The 14,767-nt window shown below is 73.7% G+C and carries 9 protein-coding genes; 6 read left to right on the top strand and 3 right to left on the bottom strand.

Annotated features, from left to right (window positions below; genetic code table 11):
- Positions 1-121 precede the first annotated feature (121 nt).
- On the bottom strand, positions 122-1,849 hold the full coding sequence (locus OH807_RS15035) for a carboxyl transferase domain-containing protein (protein ID WP_406198671.1): 1,728 nt from the start codon (positions 1,847-1,849) through the stop codon (positions 122-124).
- 131 nt (positions 1,850-1,980) lie between these two features.
- Between OH807_RS15035 and OH807_RS15030 the strand changes: the two genes are divergently transcribed.
- Both OH807_RS15030 and OH807_RS15025 read left to right on the top strand, forming a co-directional pair.
- Positions 1,981-2,619, top strand: coding sequence for a TetR/AcrR family transcriptional regulator (locus OH807_RS15030; protein WP_406198669.1), 639 nt, complete (start codon positions 1,981-1,983; stop codon positions 2,617-2,619).
- A 599-nt stretch (positions 2,620-3,218) separates the two neighbouring features.
- Complete coding sequence (locus OH807_RS15025) at positions 3,219-7,136, top strand: ABC transporter ATP-binding protein (RefSeq protein ID WP_406210989.1); 3,918 nt, start codon at positions 3,219-3,221, stop codon at positions 7,134-7,136.
- 74 nt (positions 7,137-7,210) lie between these two features.
- Here the strand turns inward: OH807_RS15025 and OH807_RS15020 are convergent, their stop codons facing one another.
- Positions 7,211-8,173 (bottom strand): ATP-grasp domain-containing protein, encoded by a 963-nt coding sequence (locus OH807_RS15020; RefSeq protein ID WP_406198667.1) that lies wholly within the window; start codon positions 8,171-8,173, stop codon positions 7,211-7,213.
- 169 nt (positions 8,174-8,342) lie between these two features.
- Between OH807_RS15020 and OH807_RS15015 the strand changes: the two genes are divergently transcribed.
- The gene (locus OH807_RS15015) at positions 8,343-8,879 is read left to right on the top strand and encodes an NUDIX hydrolase (RefSeq protein WP_406198664.1); all 537 of its coding nucleotides are present in this window, start codon (positions 8,343-8,345) and stop codon (positions 8,877-8,879) included.
- 78 nt (positions 8,880-8,957) lie between these two features.
- On the opposite strand, the gene OH807_RS15010 is transcribed toward OH807_RS15015, so the two are convergent.
- A complete protein-coding gene (locus OH807_RS15010; protein ID WP_406198662.1) occupies positions 8,958-10,118 on the bottom strand; it encodes a hypothetical protein in 1,161 nt (386 codons plus the stop codon).
- A gap of 499 nt (positions 10,119-10,617) precedes the next feature.
- Between OH807_RS15010 and OH807_RS15005 the strand changes: the two genes are divergently transcribed.
- The 3 genes from OH807_RS15005 (at position 10,618) to OH807_RS14995 (ending at position 14,750) form a co-directional block, all read left to right on the top strand.
- Positions 10,618-12,243 carry an APC family permease gene (locus OH807_RS15005; RefSeq protein ID WP_406198660.1) on the top strand — a complete coding sequence of 542 codons (1,626 nt, stop codon included), beginning with the start codon at positions 10,618-10,620 and terminating at the stop codon, positions 12,241-12,243.
- Between the two features lie 251 nt (positions 12,244-12,494).
- Complete coding sequence (trpS, locus tag OH807_RS15000; RefSeq protein ID WP_406198658.1) at positions 12,495-13,589, top strand: tryptophan--tRNA ligase; 1,095 nt, start codon at positions 12,495-12,497, stop codon at positions 13,587-13,589.
- 141 nt (positions 13,590-13,730) lie between these two features.
- Positions 13,731-14,750 (top strand): LD-carboxypeptidase, encoded by a 1,020-nt coding sequence (locus OH807_RS14995; RefSeq protein WP_406198656.1) that lies wholly within the window; start codon positions 13,731-13,733, stop codon positions 14,748-14,750.
- The last annotated feature ends 17 nt before the right edge of the window (positions 14,751-14,767 follow it).

Here is a 14,767-nt window from a genome sequence, read left to right as displayed (position 1 = left end):
GGGGACGGCGGCAGCCGGACGGGTGGCCGGGCCGGCACGCCGGCCAGGGCCGGGCGCGAGCCGGGCGCGGGCCAGGACCGGGCCGGGACCTGAGCCGGGCGCGGTCGCGCCCGGCCCGGGGTCACATCCGGAAGACGCCGAACGGGCCGGGCGGCGGGAGCGGGGCGTTGGCGCAGGCGGTGAGGGCCAGCCCGACGACGGTGCGGGTGTCCATCGGGTCGATCACCCCGTCGTCCCAGAGCCGCGCGGTGGCGTAGTAGGCGTTGCCCTGGCGGTCGTACTGCTCGCGGACGGGGCGCTTGAACTCCTCCTCCGCCGCGGTCGGCCACTCCTCGCCGTGCGCCTCCAGCTGGTCGCGACGCACGGTGGCCAGCACGGACGCGGCCTGCTCCCCGCCCATCACGGAGATCTTGGCGCCCGGCCACATCCAGAGGAAGCGCGGCGAGTAGGCCCGGCCGCACATCGAGTAGTTGCCGGCGCCGTACGAGCCGCCGACCACCACCGTCAGCTTCGGGACGCGGGTGCAGGCGACGGCGTTGACCATCTTGGCGCCGTGCTTGGCGATGCCGCCCGACTCGTACTGCCGGCCGACCATGAACCCGGTGATGTTCTGGAGGAAGAGGAGGGGGATGCCCCGCTGGTCGCACAGCTCGATGAAGTGGGCGCCCTTGAGGGCGGACTCCGAGAACAGCACGCCGTTGTTGGCGACGATCCCCACCGGGTGGCCGTGGATCCGGGCGAACCCGGTCACCAGGGTCGCGCCGTACTCGGCCTTGAACTCGGAGAACCGGCTGCCGTCGACCAGTCGGGCGATCACCTCGCGCACGTCGTACGGCGTGCGCGGGTCGACCGGGACGGCCCCGTACAGGCCGGCCGGGTCGACGGCGGGGGGCTCGGCCGGGGTGAGCGGCCACGGCCGGGCCGCGCGCGGCCCGAGCCCGGCCACGATGGTGCGGACGATGGAGAGCGCGTGGGCGTCGTCCTCGGCCAGGTGGTCCGTCACGCCGGAGGTGCGGGAGTGGAGGTCGCCGCCGCCCAGCTCCTCGGCGGTGACCACCTCGCCGGTGGCCGCCTTCACCAGCGGCGGGCCGCCGAGGAAGATCGTGCCCTGGTTCCGGACGATGACGGCCTGGTCGCTCATCGCCGGGACGTACGCGCCGCCCGCCGTGCAGGAGCCGAGCACGGCGGCGATCTGCGGGATGCCCGCGGCCGAGAGCCGGGCCTGGTTGTAGAAGATCCGCCCGAAGTGGTCGCGGTCGGGGAAGACCTCGTCCTGCATCGGGAGGAAGGCGCCGCCGGAGTCCACCAGGTAGATGCAGGGGAGGCGGTTCTCCAGCGCGACCTCCTGGGCGCGCAGGTGCTTCTTCACCGTCATCGGGTAGTAGGTGCCGCCCTTGACGGTGGCGTCGTTGGCGACGACGACCACCTCGCGCCCGGCGACCCGGCCGATGCCGGCGATCACGCCGGCTGCCGGTGCGGCGCCGTCGTACATCCCGTCGGCCGCCAGCGGTGCCAGTTCGAGGAACGGGGAGGCGGGATCGAGCAGGGTGTCGACGCGATCGCGCGGGAGCAGCTTGCCCCGGGAGGTGTGCCGGGCGCGGGCCTTGGCCCCGCCGCCGAGGGCGGCCGCGCCGAGCTTCTCGCGCAGCTCGGCGACGAGGGCGCGGTGCGCCTCGGCGTTGGCCTTGTAGGCCTCCGAGCCCGGGTCGACCGAGGTACCGAGCCGGGGGGCGGGCGCTGCCGCTCCCGGGGCGACGGATCCGGCCGTACCGCCCGGTCCGGTCGCGGAGCCGGGCGCCGCGTTGCCGTTGACAGCACCGGCGGGTACGCCGGCGGTGGAGATGACCATCCCAAGAGCTCCCTTGCCCTCGGCAGGAGGTGGCCGCAGAGCCGGAAAAGCCCGCGACCCCCACGTTAATGAGCGTTAACTCGTGCCGCCCAGGTTAACGGTCGATAACCCCACTGTCTACGATGGGCAGCATGCCGAACGTCCCAGCCACCTCAGCGCTCCCACGCCGCGACCAGATCCGCAAGGAGGCCGCCCGGCTCTTCGCCGCCCGCGGATTCCTGGGTGTGGGGGTCGACGAGATCGGCAAGGCGGTCGGGATCAGCGGCCCCGGGCTCTACCGGCACTTCGCCGGCAAGGACGCGATGCTCGCCGACCTGCTCATCGGCATCAGCGAGCGCCTCCTGGAGGAGGGCCGCCGCCGGGCCGGCGGCGGCGACGGTGCGGCCGATGCGCTGGACGCGCTGATCAGCGGGCACGTCGACTTCGCCCTCGACGACCGGGACCTGATCACGCTGCACGACCGCGAGCTGCTGAACCTCAAGGAGGAGGACCGGCGGACGGTCCGCCGGCTCCAGCGCGGCTACGTCGAACTCTGGGTCGACGTGCTCCGCCGGGCCTACCCGCCACTGGCCGAGCCCGCCGCCGAGCCGGTCGCCCGGGCCACCGTGCACGCCGTCTTCGGACTGATCAACTCGACGCCGCACAGCCACGGCCCGAGCCCGGCCCAGGACGACCGGGTCGCCCTCGAACGCGACGGCATGGCGGCCCTGCTGCACAGCCTCGCGCACGGTGCGTTCTCCGCTGCGGCCCGCGCCGCCGCCCGGGGCTGAACCGCCCGGACGTCCCCCGGTGGCGCGTCGACGCCCGCCGGTTCAACGCCCCGCCGCCGGGCGTGCCCGCACCGCGGGAGCGCCGGGAGCGTGGACGCCGCCGGGCGTCCGGAGAGTCCGGAGCCTGCGACCGCCGGACCGCCGGGCCACTGGACCGTGGCCTAGGACCAAAGGCGGGCCGCCCGTTGCGCCGGTGGGAGGTGGGCGTTCGGCCCGTCGTCGTCCACTCTGGTAGGAGAGCGGGGTCGCCGGCCGGTGGGGAATCATCGCAGGCCGCAGGCTGTTGGCCCCTCAGCCGGGTCGGGTGCCCGGCGTGCTCTGGCCGGATAAACCATGGCGGCCGCCCGACTGAATGGTTAGCATCCCTAAATATGCCTGAGACTCACGGATCTACGGTGGAGCTTTCGCCGGACGGACCCCCGAACGGTAGCCGGGGCGCCGACGGCGGGCGGGGCGGCACGAGCGCGCCGAACGGCGCCGACGGCAGTCGGAGCGCCCGGGACGGAACCGAGGGCGGCAGCCCCGACGGAACCCCCGAGGGAACGGGCGGAACCCCGGGCAGCACGCCGGCCCCCGGCGACGGGGGCGGCTCGGGCTGGCTGCGGCGCCTGATCGGTTACTGCGCTCGCTCGCGGCGCAGCCTGCTGCTCGCGTTCGGGGCGTCGCTCGTCGGCATGGCCGTCACCTCGTTGGTCCCGCTGGTCACCAAGCTGATCATCGACGACGTGATCACCGCGCACACCCGTTCCCTGACCCCTTGGGCCGTGGCGCTGCTGCTCGCGGCCGCACTGGTGTTCGTCTGCACCCAGGTGCGCCGCTACTACGGCGGACAGCTCGCGCTCGACGTCCAGCACGATCTGCGCAGCGACCTCTTCCGCTCGCTCGGCCGGCTCGACGGGCACCGGCAGGACCGTCTGGACACCGGCCAGGTGGTCGGCCGGGCCACCTCCGACCTCCAGCTGATCAACGGCCTGCTCTCGATGCTGCCGATGATGACCGGCTACCTGCTGATGTTCGTCATGTCGCTGGCCGTGATGCTCTGGCTCTCGCCGCCGCTCACGCTGGTGGCGCTGGTCATGGGCCCGGCGCTCTGGTGGGTCTCGGTGCTCAGCCGCAAGCGGCTGTTCCCGTCCACCTGGGCGGCGCAGCAGGAGGCGGCCGCCGTCGCCGGGGTCGTGGACGGGGCGATCGGCGGCGTCCGGGTGGTCAAGGGCTTCGGCCAGGAGGCCCAGGAGCTGGACAAGCTGGAGGTGGCCTCGCGTCGCCTCTTCGCGGCCAGGCTGCGGTCGATCCGGCTCAACAGCCGCTACAACCCGGCGATGCAGGCGATTCCGGCGCTGGCCCAGGTCGCCGTGCTGGCGTTCGGCGGCTGGCTGGCGGTCGACGGTCAGGTCTCGCTCGGCACCTTCGTCGCCTTCTCCACCTACGTGGCGCAGATGACCGGTCCGGTCCGGATGCTGACCATGGTGATCACGGTGGGCCAGCAGGCCCGCGCGGGCGTGGAGCGGGTGCTCCAGCTGATCGACGAACGCCCGCTGGTGCAGGAGCGCCCGGACGCGGTCGCGCTCGACCTCACCGCGTCGCACCTCACCGCGTCGCACCTCAACGAGTCGACCACGGGCGTCGGGCCCGACAGGGCCGGACGCGAGGGGCCCGCGAACGCCGGCGGCTCCGTTTCCGACCGCATGGTGGGTCCGCGCCCGGCGGCCGTGGCGCTGGAGTTCGACCAGGTCGAGTTCCGTTACGACCCGGAGCACCCGGCGCCCGTCCTGCACGGGCTCAGCCTGAAGCTGGCGCCCGGCGAGACGCTGGCCCTGGTCGGGGCCTCCGGTTCGGGCAAGTCGACGGTGGCGCAGCTGGTCCCGCGGTTCTACGACCCGGCGGCCGGAGCCGTCCGCCTCTACGGCCACGACCTGCGCGACCTCACGCTCGACTCGGTCCGGGCGGCCGTCGGCATCGTCCCCGAGGAGAGCTTCCTGTTCTCCGAGACGGTCCGCACCAACATCGCGTACGGGCGGCCCGATGCCACCGACGAGCAGATCGTGGCGGCCGCGCGCGCGGCCCAGGCGGACGAGTTCGTCCGGGAGCTGCCCGACGGCTACGAGACCAAGGTCGGCGAGCAGGGCCTGACCCTCTCCGGTGGTCAGCGCCAGCGGATCGCGCTGGCCCGGGCGATCCTCACCGACCCGGGCATCCTGTTGCTCGACGACGCGACGTCGGCGGTCGACCCGCAGGTCGAGGCGGAGATCCACGACGCCCTGCGCTCGGTGATGAGCGGCCGCACCACGCTGCTGATCGCCCACCGTCGCTCCACCCTCCAGCTGGCCGACCGGATCGCCGTCCTGGACCACGGCCGGCTGCTGGACATCGGAACGCACGAGGAGCTCGACGGCCGATGTCCCCAGTACCGGGTCCTGATCTCCGATCCCGAGGCCGGCAAGGCCCACCCCGCAGACGCAGCCGCAGACGCAGCGCTCACCCCGGCGACGCCCGAGGCCACCTCCCCCGAGAGCACCTCCCCCGAGAGCGCCGCCTCCGAGAGCGCCGCCTTCCAGCCCGCCGCCGCCTCCCCACAGCCCCTCCCCACGCTGCCGACCCCGGCCCTGGCCAAGGCGGCCCGCACCGCCGATCCGGCGCTGCTGGAGAAGGTCGCCGCGCTCCCGCCGGCCGCCGACGCCCCGGCGGTCTCCCGAGCCGCCGCCGAGGCGGGTGACCCGGACTTCACCCTCCGCCGTCTGCTGCGCCCCTTCCGCGGTCCCCTCGCCCTCGCCCTGCTGCTGGTCGCCGTGGACGCGGGTGCGGGCCTGGTGCTGCCGATCCTGATCCGGCACGGCATCGACGACGGTGTGAGCAAGGCGCTGATGTCGGGCGTGGCGGTCGCCGCGCTGACCGCGCTGGTGGTGGTCGTGCTGGACTGGCTGGTGCAGGGTGCCGAGAACCGGGTCAGCGGCCGCACCGGCGAGCGGGTGCTCTACACGCTCCGCCTCAAGATCTTCGCGCACCTCAACCGGCTCGGCCTGGACTACTACGAGCGCGAGCTGTCCGGCCGGATCATGACCAGGATGACCACGGACCTGGACTCGCTCACGTCCTTCCTGCAGACCGGTGTGGTCACGGCCGTGGTCAGCGTGCTGACCTTCTTCGGCATCTTCGCCGCGCTGCTGATCATCGACGCGGGCCTGGCCCTGGTGGTCTTCGCCGTGCTGCCGCTGCTGGTGGTGGCGACGCTGGTGTTCCGCAAGAAGTCCAAGGCGCAGTACGAGATCTCGCGGGACTTGATCAGCACGGTCAACGCCGACCTCCAGGAGAACGTCGCGGGCATGCGGATCGTCCAGGCCTTCCGCCGGCTGGACGCCAACACCGACCGCTTCGTCGCCCGGGGCATGGCCTACCGGGAGGCCCGGGTCCGGGCGCAGTTCTACATCTCCCTCTACTTCCCGTTCGTGCAGTTCCTCTCCAGCGTCGCGGCTGCGCTGGTGCTGATCGTCGGCGCCTCCCGGGTCGACTCGGGGACGCTTACCGTCGGTGCGCTGGTCGCCTACCTGCTCTACATCGACCTCTTCTTCGCCCCGGTGAACCAGCTCTCCCAGGTGTTCGACGGCTACCAGCAGGCCGCGGTGGGCCTGGGCCGGATCCGCGAGCTGCTGCGCACGCCGACCGCCACTGCCGAGGCGGCCGACCCGGTGCCGGTGCGGGGCGGGCTCCGCGGCGAGATCGACTTCGAGGGTGTCGGCTTCGCCTACAACGGCGGCGCCGACGGGGCCCCCGACGTCCTCACCGGGGTGGATCTGCACATCCCCGCGGGCCAGACGGTGGCGCTGGTGGGCGAGACCGGCGCCGGCAAGTCCACGCTGGTCAAGCTGGTGGCGCGGTTCTACGACGCCACGTCCGGCACGGTCCGGGTGGACGGTGTCGACCTGACCCGGTACGACCTGGCGCAGTACCGCCACCGGCTCGGCGTGGTGCCGCAGGAGGCGTACCTGTTCGCGGGCACGGTGCGCGAGGCGATCGCCTACGGGCGGCCCTCGGCCTCGGCGGACGAGGTGGAGGCGGCGGCCCGGTCGGTCGGCGCGCACGACATGATCGTCCGGCTGTCGGGCGGTTACGACCACGAGGTCGCCGGCCGGGGGCGGAACCTTTCGGCAGGGCAGCGGCAGCTGATCGCACTGGCCCGGGCCGAACTGGTCGACCCGGACATCCTGCTGCTGGACGAGGCCACCGCCGCGCTCGACCTGGCCACCGAGGCGGCCGTCAACCACGCGGCGGACCGGGTCAGCGGCGGCCGCACCACGCTGGTCATCGCGCACCGCCTGACCACGGCGGAACGCGCCGACCGGGTGATCGTCCTGGACCACGGCAAGGTGGTCGAGGACGGTACGCACACCGAACTCCTCGCCCGCGGCGGCGTATACGCGCGGCTCTGGCAGGCGTTCATCGCCGACGGCCACCCCGCAGCCGCAGCCGCAGCCGGAGCCGCAACCGTTTCCGTCCCCGCGGCCGTACCGGTGACGGGCTAGGTCCGGCGCCGTCCCGGGCAGACCCGGGGGCGGGCGCCCGGCCGCCCGGGTCCGCGCCCGCGGGCGCGGACCGGTCAGGCCGCGATCAGTGAGGTGAGCAGCCCGGAGACGTCGATGCCGCGGGGCAGTTCGCTGACCTGGCCGTCGCCCACCTCCACCACCCGCCAGCCGGAGCCGTCGGCCCGGCTGGCGAGGTCGGTGGTGACGAAGCGACAGCCGAGCCGCCGGACCAGCGGCCTGACCACGCTGAGGTCCGGTTCGCAGGCCTGGCCCGGAGTGTCCGGGTGCGGACCGACCAGCACGGGCTCGCCGTCCAGCCACCAGACCCGGGCCTCCGCCGCCCGCTCCCCGGTCCCGCCGTTCCCCGGCCGCCCACCCGGTACCTGCGCCGCGCCCGCGTCCGGCAGCCCCGCCGGTGCGAGCCCGCCGGGCGCGAACTCCTCGAACCGCCGCAGCACCACACCGCCGGCCAGGAACTCGCCCTGCAGTTCGACGAAGCGCCCGACGACCTGTCCGACCGACGCCAGGTCGGACAACTCGGGGACGTAACAGGCCTCGTTCCACTCGTGCTTGCGGGACTTCACGTAGTCCTTGACGATCGCCGGCCCCCGCCCGCCGAGCTGTTCGACCGCGGCCGCCAGCTGTTCGGGCCCGGGGCGGGCCGTCGCGGGGGGCAGTGGAATCCAGCTGCTCGGCGGCGTGGCGCCCTCGAACACGCCGTACCAGCCGGGGAGTTCGTGTGCGGCGGCGTAGCCGGCCGGGGTGGTCAGCAGGGTGGCGCCCCGTTCGGCCAGAGCCCGGCCGAAGTCGGCGTAGCGGGCGGAGGGGATCATCCAACCCCGGTACCAGAGCGGGCCGCAGCCCCTCGGCACCCGCCGGACGGCTTCCGCGGCGTCCCCGGCGAGCAGCGCGTCATGGTCGACGAGGTGCTGCTCACCGCCCAGCTCCCGCAGTGTGCGGGCCTCCCAGGCGAAGTGCGGGTCGGGCCGCTTCGGGTTGAGCGGGTCGGCCGGGAAGAGGATCGCGGGTGCGGGCATGGGGGCCAGGGTACGGCCGGCGGCCGGTCGTGCTGCGGCCAACACTCCTGCCGCCCGCGGACGGTGTCGCAGGCCCGGGCCCCGGGCACCGGGTGCCCGGGCGCTACCGCGCCGCCCGGGCAGGGCCGGTCCGCTCGACGGTCCGGGACGGCCCTGCGAGAGTGACCCGATGCGAAATCTGCTGCGGCGCGCGAGACGGACCCCCAGGCAGGCGGCCCGGACGGTGGTGATGGACGCGAACGGCAGCGTCTTCCTGCTGCGTTCGGACAACAGCGAGGTCGGCGTGCACTGGACGATGCCCGGCGGTGGCATCGAGCGTGGCGAGACGGCGTGGACCGGAGCCCGCCGCGAGCTCTGGGAGGAGACCGGCTGGACGGATCTCGAACCCGGCCCGCTGCTCTGCACCTGGGAGCACGACTTCGTCTGGCACGGCACGCCCGTCCGCCAGCACGAGCACATCTACCTGACCAGCGGGCCGCACCGGGGCCCGGTCGGCGATGTCAGCGCGGTGCACGCCGCCGACCGGATCCTCGACTGGCGCTGGTGGACCCCGGAGGACCTCGCCGACGAGGAGGCCGACGCCCTCTGGCCGCCCCGGCTCCCGGAGTTGCTGACGCAGGCCCGGGCCGGCTGGCTCACCGAGCGACGCGAACCGGTGCCGGTCCACCTCGGTCACATCCCGAACGGCCCGTCGGCGAGGCGCTGATGCCTTGACGCCCCGATGAGGCCTTGTCGCCTTGTCACCTTGAAGCCCTGATGCTCGGGGCCCGCCGGTCGCGCGGGACTACTGGCCGGGGGTCCGCCCGCCGCGGCGAGCGCCACGCTCGGCAGGGCCCACCTGCCAGCCGTGCAGGTTCAGCTCCCGGTCGTGGAGTGCGCCGGGGTTGATCAGTACCGACAGCTGCGCCTCGGCCAGCCGGTCGGGGCCGAGGCCGGTGGCGTGCAGCAGGTGCTCGGTCGGCACCGAGACGGCGATGGAGGGCCGCCAGGCGGGCAGCACCACCAGGACGGTGCCGCGGCCGACCCGTACCAGTTCGGCGGCCACCCGGACGGGCTGCCGCTCCTCGGGCCGGCCGACGGGCTCGGGGAGGTTGGGGCTGGCACCGATCAGGATGCCGAGCGGCGTCTCGGTCGCAGCCGGGGTCCCAACCTCGGCCCCGGCGCCGCTCCCGGCCGCGAACCGGGTCGAGGCCGGGAGGGGTGCCGGCGCGGTCGTGGCGCCCAGGGGCCCGGTCGTGGCGGACGGGCCGGTGGCGTCGGCAGGAGACGGATCCGACCTGGGTGGCGCCGCGGGGTGCGGCTGCACGCTTTCGGCCTGCTCGGCGGGGGCGGCCGCCTCGGGGTGCATGCGGCGCAGCCGCCGGGACGGTCCGGGCCGCTTGGAGCGGACGGTCCGGGGTACCTCCTCGGGCGTGGCCCGCAGGACGGGGATCGTCCGGTCCACCGGCTGCGGCACCGGCTGCTGGAGCCGTACGAACCCGCCGGAGCCGGTCCCCGCACCGACACCCGTACCCGCGCCCGTACCCGCGCCCGGTCCGGTGCCGCTGATGAGGAGGCCCCCGGTGCCCTCGGCCAGCAGCGCGTGGATCTCGGCCACCGGCCGGCGGCACGCGGCGGCGAGTTCGGTGAGCGAGCGGCCCTGCCCGTACGCCTCCCGCAGCCGTTCGGCCAGGCCGGCCCGGATCAGGGCGGCCGTCCGAGCGCCCTCGCCACTTCCGGTGCCGGCCCCGGGGGCGGTCTCGCCGTCCTGCCCGCCCCGCGGCCGCGGAACGGAATCGGCCCGTACGGCACCGGTCGTCCCGGAGTCGGCGGCGGTGATCGAGCAGCACGTGGCGGCCGCTGCGGATGACTCGGAGTCACCGTCCGCGGGCGGGGGCAGGTCGTCGGAGGGCGCGCCGGCTGACGGGTGGTCGGAAGCGGTCGCGGACTGGTCGAGCGTGGTCATCGGCACGGGCCCTTCGCGGTACGGTCCCGATGATCCTCCCGCACCCCGCGACCAGCTCCAAGCGGCTTTGCGATGGGTGTGGGCGACGACACCGTCCTCGCGTCCCCGTGGCCGCGTGCCCCGCCCCGCCGGTGCCCCGCCCCGCCGGTGCCCCGCCCCGCCGCTGTCCCGCTCCGCCGCGTCCTCGGGCGCCGGAGCTGCCGCGCGCTGTGAGGAGGCCACCCAGGCCGGGGGCGGCGCCACCGGCGAGGGTCCGGTCGGCGGAGTGGGGGCCGGGAGGGTCGACCGAGGGAGGGTCAGGGGAGGGTCAAAACGTCTCAACCCATGACATAAGGAATAAATCAACTCGCCATCGGCCCTTCAAAACAAAGGTACACGAGTTAACAAGCCATGAATCCATCGGCCATGAGCTCCAGCGAGCGAATGAATCGAAGCAAGTGGCTCAGATCACCAAGGGTTGGCCTACACAACCTTCGGTGTACCCACCTAGGGTGCGCTGGTGTTTGATCAGCAGCTCTCAGAGCACGGAAGCAGCGGCCGGGCAACGGCGCCCGCCGCTCCGCAGGGTGCCCCGGTCAGTGGTGCCAGTGGTGGAGCCCCCGACCAGGGGGCGGCGGGGGCAACGGGGGCGACGGGGGACAAGGGCCTACGGGGCAACTCGGTCGGCCTGCTGGGGAGCGTGGTCCTGGGCGTCTCCACGGTCGCCCCGGTCTACTGCCTGACCGCGACGCTGGGACCGACCGTCACCGCCGTCGGCGTCCAGATGCCCGCGGTCTTCCTGGCCGGCTTCCTGCCGATGCTGCTGGTGGCCTTCGCCTACAAGGAGCTGAACAAGGACTTCCCGGACTGCGGCACGTCCTTCACCTGGACGGTCAAGGCCTTCGGCCCCCGGGTCGGCTGGATGGCGGGCTGGGGTCTGACGGTCGCCACGATCATCGTGCTGTCCAACCTGGCCGGTGTGGCGACCGACTTCCTGTACCTGATGCTCGGCGAGATGACCGGCAGCAGCGGGGTCGCCGCGCTGAACGACAACCAAGCCGTCCACCTGCTCACCGTGGTCGCGCTGATCGCGGCCGCCACGGCGATGAGCTACCGGGGCATGACCGCCACCAAGTGGTTCCAGTACAGCCTGGTCGGCCTCCAGCTCGCGGTGCTGGTGCTCTTCGCGGTGATCGCGATCGCCAAGGCCGCCGCGGGGGACCTCCCGGAGTCGATCGGCTTCTCGGCCTCCTGGCTCAACCCGCTCCAGGTGAGTTCGTTCAGCGCGTTCACGGCCGGCCTGTCACTCTCGATCTTCATGTACTGGGGCTGGGACACCTGCCTCACCATGAACGAGGAGACCCTCGGCGGCGCCAGGACACCGGGCCGGGCCGCGATGACCTCCATGATCACCCTGGTCGGCTCGTACCTGCTGGTGGCCATCGCCTCCCAGATGTTCGCCGGCGTCGGCAGCACCGGCAACGGCCTCGGCAACCCGGAGACCTCCGACAACGTCTTCGCGGCCCTGGCCCGTCCGGTGCTCGGCTCGCCGTGGAGCGTCCTGCTCTTCCTGGCGGTCGTCGCCAGTGCCGCCGCCAGCCTGCAGACCACCTTCATCCCGGTGGCCCGCACCCTGCTCGCGATGAGCTCCTACCGGGCCGTACCGCCGCGCTTCGGCGCCGTCCACCCGCGGTTCCGCACCCCCGGCTACGCCACCGTCGCGGCCGGGACGGCCACCGCCGTCTTCTACGTCGGGATGAGCCTGATCAGCGAGGACGTCGTCCAGGACACCATCCTGGCGCTCGGTCTGATGATCTGCTTCTACTACGCGCTGACCGCCTTCGCCTGCGTCTGGTACTTCCGCCGCTCGCTCCGCAACAGCCTGCGCGACCTCGCCCTCAAGGGCATCGCCCCGCTGCTCGGCGGCGTGCTGCTCAGTGGCGTCTTCCTGCAGACCCTCACCGACGCGTGGGACCCGGCCTACGGCAGCGGTGCCGTCCTCGGCATCGGCTCGGTGTTCGTCATCGGCGTCGGCATCCTGCTGCTCGGCGTGGTGCTGATGACCTGGTACCGCGCCTACCGGCCGGAGTTCTTCCGCGGCGAGACGCTGCGCAAGGACACCCCCGCGCTGGTCGTCGAGGACTGACACCGCGCCCCACCCTGCTGCGCCCCACCGCGCCGCGCGTACCGGCCTCGGACCATGACCTGACACGGTCACGGACCGACGCTATCCTCGACCGCATGAAGCGCTTCGCAGGTCTCAGCTGGTGGCCGTCCTAGGACGGCCACCAGCCACGCCTGACCAGGGCCGTCCGGATGGACGGCCCTTTGCGTTCCCCGACGGGACGGGCCCGGACCCCGGACGGCATCACGACCGCCGCACCGAGGAGACACCCCGTGACCACGAACACCGCCCACGCCACCGCCGCTCTGTCCCCCGCCACCGCCGCTCCGGGGCCCGCCCCCGCCACCGGCCTGGACGAGCGGATCCGCCGGAACCCGGGCGCCCACCGGGTCCTCACCGGGGACCGCCCCACCGGCCCGCTCCACCTCGGCCACTACTTCGGCACCCTGCAGAACCGGGTCCGCCTGCAACGCCTCGGCGTCGAGATGTTCGTCGTCATCGCCGACTACCAGGTCATCACCGACCGCGACCTCGCCGACCGCCTCGCCGAGCACACCGAGAACCTCGTCCTCGACTACCTCGCCACCGGCCTGGACCCCGAGCGCGCCACGATCTTCACCCACAGCTCCGTCCCGGCCCTCAACCAGCTGATGCTGCCCTTCCTCAGCCTGGTCAGCGTCGCCGAGCTGAGCCGCAATCCCACCGTCAAGGACGAGATCGCCCACTCCAGCCAGTCCGCCGTGAACGGGCTGATGTTCACCTACCCCGTCCACCAGGCGGCCGACATCCTGTTCTGCCGCGCCGATGTCGTCCCGGTCGGCCAGGACCAGCTGCCTCACCTCGAAGTCGCCCGCACCGTCGCCCGCCGCTTCAACGACCGCTACCCGCGCCCGGACGGCTCCGGGCTCTTCCCCCGCCCGGAGCCGCTGCTGTCCGCGGCCCCGCTGCTGCTCGGCACCGACGGCGGCAAGATGAGCAAGAGCCGCGGCAACGCCGTCTCCCTCTCCGCCGACGAGGACACCACCGCCCGGCTGATCAAGGGCGCCAGGACGGACGCCGAGCGCCGGATCGGCTACGACCCGGTCGCCCGCCCCGAGGTCTCCAGCCTCGTCCTGCTCGCCGCGCTCTGCCAGGACCGCAGCCCGGAGACGGTCGCCGAGGAGATCGGCGACCGCGGCAGCGCCGCTCTCAAGCGCACGGTCACCGAAGCCGTCAACGAGCACCTCCGGCCGATCCGCACCCGCCGCGCCGAGCTCGCCGCCGACCGTGGCCACGTCCGGCAGGTCCTGCGCGCCGGGGCCGAGCGGGCCAACGCCGTCGCCGAGGCCACGCTCGCCGAGGTGAGGTCGGTGATGGGATCGGTCTGAGCTCCGCTGGGCATATCTTGTCTGGTCGCCCTCAACGTCGAGGCAGCCGCCGGACGCCCGGTCGGCAGCGCCGGCCGCGGCACGAGGGCACCAGGCAGGACCACCCCGCGTCGAACGACCTCCCCGGAAGGAACACCGGCCATGGATCAGCGCACTCCCGTGCCCACCCGAGGCCTGACCCGCCCTCCCCGCCTCCTCCCCGGGGACCGGATAGCCGTGGTCGCCACCAGCGGCCCGATCGACCCCGAGCGGCTCGCCGCCGGGTCCGCGATCCTGCGCTCCTGGGGGCTCGACGTCACCGTCGGCCCGCACGTCCTCGACGCCCACCCCGTGCTCGGCCACCTCGCCGGCACCGACGCCGACCGGGCCGCCGACCTCCAGGCCGCCTGGCTCGACCCCACCGTCGACGCCGTCATCTGCGCCCGCGGCGGCTACGGCGTGCACCGCATCCTCGACCTGCTCGACTGGGACGCCATGCGGGCCGTGCCGCCCAAGGTGCTGATCGGTTTCAGCGACGTCAGCTCCCTGCACGAGGCCTTCGCCCAGCGGCTCGGCGTCGCCACGCTCTACGGCCCGATGAGTGCGGCCTTCTCCTTCATCGAGGACGGCCCGACCGCCGAGCACCTGCGCCGCACCCTCTTCGACCCCGATGCCACCACCGTCCTGACCTCGCCCACCGCCGAGGCGCTCGTCCCCGGGCGGGCCCGCGGGACGACGGCGGGCGGCTGCCTCCACGTCATCACCGCGGAGCGGGGCACCCCGACGGCCCGGCCGTCGTTCGCGGGCACCGTCCTCGTCCTGGAGGACGTCAACGAACACCCCTACCAACTCGACCGGCTCGTGACCCAGCTGCTGCGCTCCGGGGCGCTCGACGGCGTGGCGGGCATCGCGCTCGGCTCCTGGGTCGGCTGCGGGCGGCCCGAGCAGGTCAAGGAGGTCATGCTCGACCGGCTCGGGCCCCTGGGCGTGCCCGTGCTCTGGGAGCTGGGCTTCGGCCACTGCCCGTCCACCCTCACCGTCCCGCTCGGCGTGCCCGTCCTGCTCGACGCCGATGCCGGGACGCTCACCCTGGAGGTGCCCGCCCTCTCCGAGCGGACCGCCTCCTCGACGTCCGGCCCGATCTCCGCGCCGACCTCCGCTCCGACCTCCGCGACGGACTGACCAGGGGCCGCGCCGGT

Origin of the sequence: Kitasatospora sp. NBC_01560 (genome assembly GCF_045208415.1) — a bacterium.
Lineage (GTDB): Bacteria > Actinomycetota > Actinomycetes > Streptomycetales > Streptomycetaceae > Kitasatospora.
The sequence above is the reverse complement of the archived record's forward strand: the minus strand, read 5'-3'. Positions and strand labels throughout refer to the sequence as shown.

Bases quoted from the DNA above. Each gene is read 5' to 3' on its own strand.
- OH807_RS15035 (WP_406198671.1), bottom strand. From the start codon at position 1,849: ATGGTCATCTCCACCGCCGGCGTACCCGCCGGTGCTGTCAACGGCAAC.
- OH807_RS15020 (WP_406198667.1), bottom strand. From the start codon at position 8,173: ATGCCCGCACCCGCGATCCTCTTCCCGGCCGACCCGCTCAACCCGAAG.
- OH807_RS15010 (WP_406198662.1), bottom strand. From the start codon at position 10,118: ATGACCACGCTCGACCAGTCCGCGACCGCTTCCGACCACCCGTCAGCC.
- OH807_RS14995 (WP_406198656.1), top strand. From the start codon at position 13,731: ATGGATCAGCGCACTCCCGTGCCCACCCGAGGCCTGACCCGCCCTCCC.
- OH807_RS15030 (WP_406198669.1), top strand. From the start codon at position 1,981: ATGCCGAACGTCCCAGCCACCTCAGCGCTCCCACGCCGCGACCAGATC.
- OH807_RS15015 (WP_406198664.1), top strand. From the start codon at position 8,343: ATGCGAAATCTGCTGCGGCGCGCGAGACGGACCCCCAGGCAGGCGGCC.